The sequence below is a fragment of the Aquiflexum sp. genome (assembly GCF_977115555.1).
Map to the genome: position 1 here is coordinate 1 of NZ_CDSBKL010000112.1, position 11,151 is coordinate 11,151.

Genomic DNA, 11,151 nt, shown 5'->3' on the forward strand with positions numbered 1-11,151 from the left:
ATAAACCCTGACTTCAGCCTTGAGCGCGTGAGGTTCGGAAACCCAGTGGAGGGTACCCTTAACTTTTCGCAAACTGGCTTCAGTGCCGCTACCACTCAAACTTTCTGGGTCGTAACTGCAATGGACTTCCTTTATAGCGCCATTAGAATCTTTAACCACACTCTCAGCCTTAATAATGTAAGCGCTTTTAAGCCTAACTTCTTGCCCTAAAGACAACCTAAAAAACTTAGATTCTCCTACTTCCTTGAAATCCTCCTTTTCTATGAGAAGAGTCTTTGAAAAAGGAATCCTTCTTTCCCCTGACAATGGATCCTCAGGGTTTATTTCTCCCGACAACATTTCTGTTTCAGGTGCGTAGTAGTTCGATAGGATCAGTTTGATGGGATCTAAAACGGCCATAGCCCTTGGGGCTAATAAATTCAAATCTTCACGAACACAAAATTCCAAAAGAGCTACATCAATGACATTGTCCCTCTTGGCCACCCCAACAGTTTCGACAAAGTTTCTCAAAGCATTTGGGGTATAGCCGCGCCTTCTCAGTCCAGAAATCGTTGGCATGCGGGGGTCGTCCCAACCACTAACGACCCCGTCTTCCACAAGTCTCAACAGTTTTCTTTTGCTCATAACCGTATAAGAAAGATTCAGTCGGGCAAATTCTCTTTGCTTAGGCAACAATGTGCCGTCCATTGCTATTTGTTCTAAACACCACTCATACAAATCTCTATGGGGCTTGAACTCTAGGGAGCACAATGAGTGGGATATGTTTTCAAGGTAATCGCTCTGGCCGTGTGCCCAATCATACATCGGATAAATACACCAATCTTGACCTGTCCTGTGATGAGATTGTTTTAATATGCGGTAAAGAATAGGATCTCGCATTAACATATTGGGGCTAGCCATGTCAATTTTTGCCCGCAGAACATGACTGCCTGAATCATGTTGACCATCCTTCATTTCCTTAAAAAGTAATAAATTTTCTTCAACGGATCTGTCTCTGTAAGGGCTAGCTGACCCGGGCTCGGTAGGGGTACCCTTTTGTGACGCTATGGCTTCGCTGCTTTGAGAGTCAACGTAAGCTCTACCGTCCTTGATCAAAACAACAGCCCATTGATAAAGCTGTTCGAAATAGTCCGAAGTATAACATTCCTTATCCCACTGGTATCCAAGCCATAGAATATCCTCTTTAATGGCGTCGACATACTTTTGTTCTTCCTTAGCTGGATTGGTGTCGTCAAATCTCAAATTAACATGGGCTCCGTATGCCTCGCCAAGACCAAAACTAATTCCCAAAGCTTTTGTGTGTCCTATGTGCAAAAACCCATTGGGCTCTGGGGGAAAACGAAAACGAAGAGAAGAAACAGGAAGGCCTGCTAACACATCGTCTTCGATAATTTGAGTGATAAAATTTTTAGTTGCACGGGCTTCTGACATCATCTGAAATTGAATAGCAAATGTAACTAAAACACAAAAACCATAGATAATAATCTATATTTGAATCAAAATTAATACCGATGGGAACCATTAGATTAGACCAAGTTAGGTTGTACGCCTACCACGGTTGTTTGTCAGAAGAAACTACAATTGGAAGCGACTATTTAGTAGACCTGTCTGTGAGTGCTGATTTGACCAAATCGGCAGGTAGCGATAACCTGAGCGACACTGTTGACTATGTTTTGCTCAACGCCATAATCGCCGAAGAAATGGCCCAACCAAGAAAACTTTTAGAGACTGTGGCTGCGTCAATTCTTGAAAGAATTTTATCCAGCTGCTCTTTAGTAAGTTCTGCCTGCGTTTCAGTGTCCAAATTAAACCCTCCTATTGGTGGCGACGTTGCTGCCGTTACGATAGAGATGGTAAGGGAAAGAAAATAGCCTCAGGACAAGGAGTGATTAAATTTTTCCTACATTTGTGGTCTTAAAAAAATGGCGTCTTGGCCGAGTGGCTAGGCAGAGGTCTGCAAAACCTTGTACAGCGGTTCGAATCCGCTCTCGACCTCAAAAAAAGCATCCTATTTTGGGGATGCTTTTTTATTCTCTAGCGTTTTTTTTTAAAACCCTTCATGTAAGGTTTGGAAGGAGTACGTAAAATGGTTTATTATTTTTTTTCCAATTGTACTTTGTAAATCCTTAAAAAATCTTCTTCCTCTTCCTTATTTGGAGCTTTTTCCATCCATAGAAATCCACCACCTGAGGCAAAACCGCTAACATTAACTCCTTCGGGAAAATCAAGGTTTCCAATTACTTCCAAAGTCTTTTGATCCAATATCAAAATCCCCTGATTGACTTCACTTTCAATTTTTTCATAGAGCAGTTCAGCTTCCTCTTCACTTCCTGAACTATAAAGCGCTTCTAATTCCTTCATTTTTTCCTCGGGAATTCCTCCATAATATTGCATCAAGATTTTCCCATCTACGATATGAATGTTTCGGATAGCAGGAGTGCCACCTTTTATAATAACGGTACCTTCCGCAAATTCAGCCCTTGGCGTTACAGGCAGTTTGCCAAAGCCGGGCAAATCGAGCATGACCACCGTATCCAACTTTGCTGCCTCAGGACTCAGGTCATATACATTCAGCCGCTGCTCCCCACCCAAGGCGATGTATAGTTTACCTTCTGCGGCCTCTAATGCCGGAGCATAATCACTTTCAAAATAGCCGTTTCCATCCAAAAACTGACTTCCTTGCTCAAAGGGTACAATTTCAATGAATTTCTCTTCCTCAATATCGATAAGTTCCAATGCCCTGAAGCTATTGTAAAATTTTTGTTCTCCGGGGAACGTCTCCCGAGTCCGGACAGATTTACTTAGCAAATACTGCTTACCATTAAGAGTTACAGTTTCGATTCCTTTCCCAGAAAAACTCATGAAACCCGCTCCACCCAAAGTCTCAGGATGCGAAAGTTTTTTAATCATATTGCCTTCCAAATCATATATAAAAATCCCTCTCATTCCTACAAGAGCAATCTGATTTTCATTTAAGAAACCTGGAAATTCCATCAGGAATCCATAGGAGTCAGGTGTGTCTTCTTTTTTTGAAAACCGGTTCAGAATGGTTCCTGAGCCGTCAGTGATGATAAATTCGCTTCCTGCAAAATCATAGAAGGCAAACCGGTCTGCGTTTGGGCTGACATCCGTAATTAGGGGATCGCCCAAAATCTTCAAATCCAGCGAGTCGATAATCTCAAACGAATAAGAGGTAGGAATTTCCTGTTCCTTTATTCCACGCTCAGCGCAGGAACAAAACAAAATCAATAGGAATAAGTAAAGTGGGAATTGTTTCATAGTTCAATTTTAAAAAATAACTTTCAATATTCAATTTTATTCTTAGTTCAATTTCTTTAGAATTTGACAACAATATTTTGGCTAATGTGGCTTAGGAATTTGATTGAATAGTATAAAAAAAAGTGCCCACCTTTCGGCAGACACTTTTCTATTATTTAAGAATGAGCTAATATCTCAAGTCTCATCCCGAAAGCTATCGGGACTTGCGTCCTATTTCTTTCCGCCTTCCATCTTCTCCTTCAGCTCAGCCAAAGCATCGATGTCACCGAAAGTTGATTTCTCTGCAGCAGCAGTGGCTTCAGCCTTTGGCTCGTCAGCTTTTTTCTTGCCTTTCTTGGCAGCTGCAGCAGCTGCTGAAGTTGCAGCAGATTTAGCATCTTCTTTGTAAGTAGCAGTATGGGAAAGGACAATTCTCTTGTCATCTTTAGAGAATTCGATTACTTTGAAATCCAAAGACTCACCGACTTCTACATTAGATCCGTCTTCTTTCTCAAGGTTTTTGGAGGTTGCAAAACCTTCAAGACCGTAAGGAAGCTCAAGAACTGCACCTTTGTCATTTTTAGAATTCACTGTACACTTGTGCACAGATCCGATAGGAAATACTGTTTCGAAAGTATCCCAAGGGTTTTCTTCCAATTGCTTATGACCAAGTGCCAATCTTCTGTTATCAACGTCAAGTTCCAAAACAGCTACAGCCAATTCGTCACCGACTTTCACAAACTCAGATGGATGCTTGATTTTCTTGGTCCAAGAAAGGTCAGATACGTGTACCAACCCGTCGATTCCTTCTTCCAATTCAAGGAACAAACCGAAGTTGGTCAAGTTTCTTACCACCCCTTTGTGTTTGGTGCCTACTGCATATTTGGCAGCCATGTCACCTTTGGTCCAAGGATCTTCTGTCAACTGCTTGATGCCTAAAGACATTTTTCTTTCGTCTTTGTCCAAAGTCAAAACAACAGCCTGGATTTCGTCACCTACTTTCACAAAGTCAGCAGGGTTTCTTAAGTGCTGTGACCAGCTCATTTCAGAAACGTGGATCAAACCTTCTACACCTGCAGCCAATTCCAAGAAGGCACCGTAGTCAGCTACGTTTACAATCTTACCTTGTACTTTGGAACCAATCTCAAGATCAGCAGAAAGCGCATCCCAAGGATGTGAAGTCAATTGCTTCATACCCAAAGAAATTCTTTTCTTGTCATCATCGAAGTCAAGTACCACCACCTGAACTTTGTCGTCAAGGTTAAGTACTTCTTCCGGATGGTTGATTCTACCCCAAGAGATATCAGTGATGTGAAGCAAGCCGTCAACACCACCCAAATCGATGAATACACCGAAGTTGGTCATGTTCTTGATGACACCTTCCAATACCTGACCTTTCTCAAGGTTGTTGAGGATTTCTGCTTTTTGTTTCTCAAGGTCTTTTTCGATCAAGACTTTGTGCGAAACAACTACGTTATCGTTGGTGTGGTTGATTTTAACCACTTTTACTTCCATTTTCTTACCTACATAGATATCAAAATCCCTGATAGGCTTCACGTCGATCTGAGAACCTGGCAAGAAAGCCTCCACACCGTAGATATCCACGATAAGACCACCTTTGGTTCTTCTTTTTACAAGACCTTCGATGACGCTGTCATTGGTAAGGGCATCTTCGATGTCAGTCCATGCACGTACCATTCTTGCTTTTTTCCTTGAAAGGACAAGCTGTCCCAAGGCATTTTCCTGCTCTTCGATGAATAGTTCTACCTGATCACCGATTTTTAGATTAGGAAGGTCACGGAATTCAGATACAGGAACCAAGCCATCAGATTTGAAACCGATGTTGATGATCACGTCCTTGTCATTGATACCAACTACGGTGCCTTTGATGACTTCTTTTTCTGTGATCGTGTTCAAAGTTCCGGCATACATGGCTTCCATGTCGGCCTTTTGTTCTTTGGAATAGCCGTCACCAAAACCTTTGGTGGAGAAATTATCCCAGTTAAACTCTTTTTGATTAGACATAATGTGTGATTGACCCTGAAATTCCTCCATCCTAGGGTCATTGGATTGAGGCTTTAAGTTGATGAAAAGTCGCTGAGAATCTTCGCAGAGACCCCGTTCACTCGAACGGACTGCAAATGTAAGGTATTTTTGGAAAAGAAGAATTATTGAATTAAAAAATGTATTTGTTTAGCAGTCTTAATTTGATTTAAAAAAACGAAACCCCTGAAATCGCTCCCAGGGGTTGTTTGCAAGTAAAGAGTTAGTAAATTTATTTAACGATCGATAAAATTACCCAAACCTTTCCTAAAATGAAAATCATTCTGTGGATTTATACCCTTTATGCTGCCGCATTGTTTATCCTGTTGATGTTGGTATTTGGATTGTTTATAGTAATTCCTTTATTGCTCAGTCCTAGGGGTGGAAAAGTTTCTTTTGTTTTTATCCGTCTTTGGGCGGGGATTTGGTCTTTTTTGGTAGGCATCCGCTATGAAATCCACGGTCGGGAACACATAGAACCAAAGCAGGCATACATCTATATTTTCAACCACAGGTCTTTTATAGATGCACCGGTGATTCCGATGGCCATCTCACAGGAAGTGCGTGCTATCGGGAAAAAGGAACTTTCTAAAATCCCGGTATTTGGTTTTGTGGTTTCAAGAGTGGCGGTTTGGGTAGACAGAAAGGATACCGCTTCGCGAAAAGCCTCCGTGGACAGGCTGATGGAGATTCTCAAAAAAGGCATTTCCATTGTTGTTGCACCGGAAGGGACAAGAAACGATACCGGTAAAACCTTGCTGCCCTTTCAAAAAGGGGCTTTTAGGATTGCAATCGAGACCAATACTCCTATTATGCCGATGGCTGTCATCGGAGCTGACAAAATCATGAAGCGTGGCACGATTTTGCTCAAACCGGGCAAAGTCCAAATTTATTTTTCAGCTGCTATTGATCCCAATTCATTTTCGGGAGAAGATGGATTTCTGAAATTGGCTGACAAATGCTACAACAGGCTAGAGGCAATGATTTTGACCCACGAATGATATTAGTCGACTAAAATCGCCTCCTGAAAGGCTTGGGTTTTTTAATCATTGGAATAATCATGAAATTGATTTTTCCATTTTCAACCCAATTTTTAAGACATGAATTTTCAGGAAGACTTTCTGCAGACCGTGTGGAAATACCAATATTTTGACAAAAATTCCCTGCAGACCACCGAAGGACTTCCGATCGAAGTCAAAAAAATCGGCTACCACAATTTCCATGAAGGACCGGATTTTCAGGAAGCCCACATCAAACTTGGCAAATTGGATCTTTTCGGACATGTGGAAGTGCACCGCAAGGCATCCGACTGGAAATCTCATGACCACAATGCCGACTTAAGGTACAATTCTGTCGTGCTGCATGTGGTTTGGGAAGAGGACAAAACCATACTCAGAAATGACGGAAGCAAAATCCCCACTTTGGAGCTGAAGGGAAAAATCTTGCTTGATGTCATCCGCAATTACGAAAGGCTGACAAGTAGCCGGGACGAAATCCTCTGTGGCAATCTTTTGGAAAAGATTCCTCCTATCATCCAATTTTCTATGTTGGAAAAAACCCTTGTAGAGCGGTTGGAACATAAATCTTCTTTGCTCGGGCAGCTATTGGAATCCACCAACAACAATTGGGAAGAGACGGCATACCGGTGGCTGTTTCAGTGCTTTGGATTCAAGACCAATGCCGCCACCATGCTCAAATTGGCCGAAAGCGTTCCTTACAAAATCCTTCAAAAACACGGAAACCAGCCCCAGATCATTGAATCCATTTTGCTTGGTCAGGCAGATTTGATTCCTTTGGAAGCAATGGATGAATACAGTCTTTTCCTGCAAAAAGAATATGATTTTTATCAGAAAAAATATAGCCTTCAAAGAACAATACATCACCATGAATGGATCATGATGGGTGTTAGACCACAAAACTTCCCACCACTGAGAATTGCCCAATTAGTACAGATATTCAACAAAAACTCAAACCTGTTTTCATCCGTCATTCATCACAATGAGCATTTTGAGCAGTTCAAAAAAGTGTTTGAAATAGAGACTCCTGAATATTGGCTCTACCACATCAAAGTCGGAATACCTTCTCAGAAAAAGTCAGCCAAAAAACTCAGCAACAATACTTTATCCCTGCTCACGATCAATTTTGTCATTCCGATTTGGTACGCTTATGGTCAATATATCCAAGAAAGCGACTGGAAAGAAAAATGCTTCGATCTCCTTCAGGAAATACAGGCCGAAGAAAACTTCATCATCCGCAAATATGCAGCCCATCAATGGAAAGCCAAAACAGCATTTGACAGTCAGGGAATGATCGGTCTGTACCATGATTACTGTAAACCAAAAAAGTGCCTTGATTGCAAGATCGGGCAGAACCTGCTCAAGCCGGAGAGGAAATGATTTTTGTTTAAAACCTGATTTGCGTACTTTTGCGATCCGAACAGGAAAAAAATGGAAAAACCGGTTATTATTCTTGGAGCAAAAGGCATCGCCCATCCAGCACTAGAGATTTTCAATAGCAACAAGGTCATCGTATACGGCTTTTTGGATGAAGATGAAAAACTGCACGGCACTGAAATCAATGTGGTACCTGTTTTGGGAAACCCGGAAGATGATGGTTTCTTGAAACTCATTGGACATAAGTGTGAAGCATTTGTGGCTGTGGATGACAATAAATACCGTCAATTTCTAGTCAAAATGCTTAACGAAAGACGGAAAGTCCAGCCCATCAATGCCATACATGAGACATCCTATGTGTCCACAGATGCTGTTCTCGGCCACGGCAACTTCATCAACGGCAGGGTAAATATAGGCGCAGGCACCAAAATCGGCAGTCATTGCATATTCAATACAGGTGCCATTGTAGACCATGAGTCCGTGTTGGAAGACTTTGTCCAGATCGGTGCAGGATCTATTGTCAATTCCGGGGTGACGATCAAAGAAGGCGCATTTATAGGCTCGGGAGTCACTTTGGTTTCAGGCATTACAATCGGAAAAAATGCAAGAGTCGGGGCAGGGTCTGTCGTGATCTCTAATGTCAAAGACGGGGAGACAGTATTTGGAAATCCTGCCGCTCCTATCAAAAAGTAATTATTGAAATCTTATTTATAAACCAAAACACCCTGCCGAAACAGGGCTCAAGTTATGGAAAATCAACCCTATAGCATTCTACTATATTATTGCTATGCCACCATCGAAGACACGGAGGCATACCGCGAGGAACACCATCTTTTTTGTATTGAGAACAATATCCGTGGCCGGATCATCATTTCACCTGAGGGCCTCAACGGAACCGTTTCCGGTCTGAAAGAAGATTGTGAAAAATACATGGCCTATATCCATGCCGATCCGAGATTTGCCAAAACAGAATTCAAAATTGAAGCCTTTGACAAACATGCTTTTGCAAAAATCCATGTGCGCGTCAAGCCTGAGATCGTTCACAGCAGCCTTCGCCACCTTGATCCCAATGTCAAAACAGGCAAACACCTAGCACCTGAAGAATTCAAAGCACTCAAAGACCAAGAAGACGTGGTCATCCTTGATGTCCGGTCCAACTATGAACATGAGCTAGGAAGGTTTAAAGGTGCCCTTACTTTGGACATCGATAATTTCCGCGATTTTCCCGAGAAGGTAAAAGAACTTGAGCATCTCAAAGGCAAAAAGGTTTTGACTTATTGCACAGGTGGCATCAAATGCGAAAAGGCTTCTGCTTATCTTTTGGAACAAGGCTTCCAGGATGTCTACCAACTCCATGGTGGCATCATCAAATACGGCATTGAGGCTGGAGGAGAGGATTTCGAAGGCAAATGCTATGTATTTGATAACAGGATAGCCGTCGATATCAACAAGGTGAATCCGAAGGTTATTTCTACCTGCCATTTATGCGGCACAGAATGCGACCGTATGGTCAATTGCGCCAATCCAACTTGCAACGCCCATCTTCCGATCTGTGAAAAATGCGGATGGGAAATGGAGGGCGCCTGTTCTGTGGAATGTAAGGAAAATCCAGAAAAACGTCCTTACGACGGAACGGGATATTACCAAAAAAACACAAACGGGTACAATCCGTACAAAGGCTTGGTAAGAAGGAAGGACAAAATAAATCAACCTCAATGAGCAAAAGGATTCCAGAGTCGGAATTGATCATCAACCCTGATGGTAGCATCTATCATTTGAACTTGAAGCCAGAGCACCTGGCTTCAACTGTTATTACTGTAGGGGATCCTGAAAGAGTTTCTAAGGTCTCCAAGTATTTTGATGAAATTGAGTTTTCTATCAGCAAAAGGGAGTTTGTGACCCACACAGGTTATTATAAAGGCAAAAGATTGACCGTGATGAGTACTGGAATGGGTACAGACAACATCGAGATCTTTATGACCGAACTCGATGCTTTAGTGAATATTGATCTCCGTACCCGGATCCCAAAAGAAAACCATACAAGCCTTAATATTATCAGGGTGGGCACTTCAGGAAGTATGCGAAGAGATATTCCTGCAGGAACAATGCTCGCTTCAGAATATGGTATCGGGCTTGATACCTTGATGGCTTTTTACAATACTGAATATACCGATTTAGAGCAAAAGGTGGGTAGAAAAATTCAGGAAGACCTCGAACTTTCTTTCACTCCTTATTGCGTAAAGGGTTCAAAGAAGCTGCTTGATCTTTTGGGAGAAGGACTCTTGAAAGGAAATACCGTTACCTGCCCAGGATTTTTTGGCCCTCAGGGACGAGAAGTAAGAATCAAACCTGCTATTCCCGATATCATTGAAAAATTAGGAAATATTGATATTGATGGCTTCAAACTCACAAATTTTGAGATGGAGACCGCAGGATACTATGCGATGGGTCGGCTTTTAGGCCATGAAGTATTGAGCCTTAATGCAATCATTGCCAATAGAATCACCCATGAATTTTCTAAAGACGCTTATGGTATTGTGGACAATCTGATCCAGCATACTTTAAAAAAATTAGCGGACAATTAATCCGCTAATTTCTAATCATGCATTGCTTTTCAAATAGTAATGATCATTTTCCAGTTTCAGATGATCCCAATCCCTATAGTCAATATTTTTGATCATTTCATTCATGGCATCCAAACATTCATTTTTGGCTAGGTATACCCCAAATACTGCATCATCGGTATTTACCAAAAATATCCTTTTTGCCTCAAACAATTTTTTTAAACTTTCCCATTGAGACAAAACCAAAAGTTCATCCTCATTGCTGACTGACTGAATTATTTTAAACATTCCAAATGTACAATGAATATTCATTTCTTTGTTATTAAATAATTTATCCAAAAATAACCCAATTATATTAGTAATTCAATACGTATTAATACTTATTTTTATCGATTAAACACCAAAAAATAATTTTTAGTATATAATTTCCTTATTTTTTTGTACCCATATTAATAATGAGTTGTGCTTTTTCGTAATATTTTAAGCGGTTTTCTAATTTTTGTGAAATAAATAAACCGAGCGTTTCGGCTGAATTATCGGCTAATAATGGACGTTTTGCGGTTTCGGGCTGCAATCTTTTTACCAAAATATCAATCGTAGGGTTCAAAAAACGGTTGTTCCGTTGTCATTCATCCAATCCATATTATCAAAAAAACAAGGCGTTCCACCTCCGGTTGCAACAACCACATTCGTTTTTTGGGAAAGACTATTCAAATACTTTCTCTCTAAATTTCGGAATTCATCTTCGCCTCGGCTTCGAATAATATCAGCTACGCTTTCTCCTTCCTGGTTGGCTAAATAGGCATCTAAATCAATGAAATTCAATCCCAAGCGCGCGGCAATTTTACGTCCATTTGTGGTCTTTCCCACCCCCATATAACTTATTAAATAAA

At 41.2% G+C, this 11,151-nt stretch carries 12 protein-coding genes; 6 read left to right on the forward strand and 6 right to left on the reverse strand.

Going from position 1 to position 11,151, the window contains the following annotated elements; genetic code table 11:
• On the reverse strand, positions 1-1,431 hold a 1,431-nt coding region (locus tag ACZFYI_RS08820; RefSeq protein ID WP_462523754.1), incomplete at its 3' end, for a glutamine--tRNA ligase/YqeY domain fusion protein.
• 80 nt (positions 1,432-1,511) lie between these two features.
• Here ACZFYI_RS08820 and folB point away from each other — a divergent pair.
• Entirely contained in the window at positions 1,512-1,871 is a 360-nt protein-coding gene (folB, locus tag ACZFYI_RS08825; RefSeq protein ID WP_462523755.1) for a dihydroneopterin aldolase, read from the forward strand.
• Between the two features lie 223 nt (positions 1,872-2,094).
• Here the strand turns inward: folB and ACZFYI_RS08830 are convergent, their stop codons facing one another.
• Together ACZFYI_RS08830 and rpsA are read right to left on the reverse strand one after the other, a co-directional pair.
• Positions 2,095-3,279: a hypothetical protein gene (locus tag ACZFYI_RS08830; RefSeq protein WP_462523756.1), complete on the reverse strand. Its 1,185-nt coding sequence runs from the start codon at positions 3,277-3,279 to the stop codon at positions 2,095-2,097.
• Positions 3,280-3,489: 210 nt separating this feature from the next.
• On the reverse strand, positions 3,490-5,283 hold the full coding sequence (rpsA, locus tag ACZFYI_RS08835; RefSeq protein ID WP_462523757.1) for a 30S ribosomal protein S1: 1,794 nt from the start codon (positions 5,281-5,283) through the stop codon (positions 3,490-3,492).
• Positions 5,284-5,573: 290 nt separating this feature from the next.
• Between rpsA and ACZFYI_RS08840 the strand changes: the two genes are divergently transcribed.
• The 5 genes from ACZFYI_RS08840 (at position 5,574) to ACZFYI_RS08860 (ending at position 10,279) form a co-directional block, all read left to right on the forward strand.
• Complete coding sequence (locus ACZFYI_RS08840; protein ID WP_462523758.1) at positions 5,574-6,302, forward strand: lysophospholipid acyltransferase family protein; 729 nt, start codon at positions 5,574-5,576, stop codon at positions 6,300-6,302.
• Positions 6,303-6,401: 99 nt separating this feature from the next.
• Positions 6,402-7,697, forward strand: coding sequence for a DUF2851 family protein (locus ACZFYI_RS08845; RefSeq protein ID WP_462523759.1), 1,296 nt, complete (start codon positions 6,402-6,404; stop codon positions 7,695-7,697).
• 51 nt (positions 7,698-7,748) lie between these two features.
• A complete protein-coding gene (locus ACZFYI_RS08850) occupies positions 7,749-8,387 on the forward strand; it encodes an acetyltransferase (RefSeq protein WP_462523760.1) in 639 nt (212 codons plus the stop codon).
• A 54-nt stretch (positions 8,388-8,441) separates the two neighbouring features.
• Complete coding sequence (gene trhO / locus ACZFYI_RS08855; RefSeq protein WP_462523761.1) at positions 8,442-9,413, forward strand: oxygen-dependent tRNA uridine(34) hydroxylase TrhO; 972 nt, start codon at positions 8,442-8,444, stop codon at positions 9,411-9,413.
• Positions 9,410-10,279 (forward strand): nucleoside phosphorylase, encoded by an 870-nt coding sequence (locus tag ACZFYI_RS08860; protein ID WP_462523762.1) that lies wholly within the window; start codon positions 9,410-9,412, stop codon positions 10,277-10,279. Before trhO ends, ACZFYI_RS08860 begins: the two co-directional genes overlap by 4 nt.
• A 15-nt stretch (positions 10,280-10,294) precedes the next feature.
• Here ACZFYI_RS08860 and ACZFYI_RS08865 read toward each other — a convergent pair whose 3' ends face one another.
• From ACZFYI_RS08865 to ACZFYI_RS08875, 3 genes are all read right to left on the reverse strand, one after another.
• Positions 10,295-10,546, reverse strand: coding sequence for a hypothetical protein (locus ACZFYI_RS08865; protein ID WP_462523763.1), 252 nt, complete (start codon positions 10,544-10,546; stop codon positions 10,295-10,297).
• Positions 10,547-10,688: 142 nt separating this feature from the next.
• Positions 10,689-10,865, reverse strand: a complete 177-nt coding sequence (locus ACZFYI_RS08870) for a hypothetical protein (RefSeq protein ID WP_462523764.1) — start codon at positions 10,863-10,865, stop codon at positions 10,689-10,691.
• Positions 10,862-11,151 (reverse strand): shikimate kinase (locus tag ACZFYI_RS08875; RefSeq protein WP_462523765.1); only part of this gene is annotated, 290 nt, incomplete at its 5' end. The genes ACZFYI_RS08875 and ACZFYI_RS08870, both read right to left, overlap by 4 nt.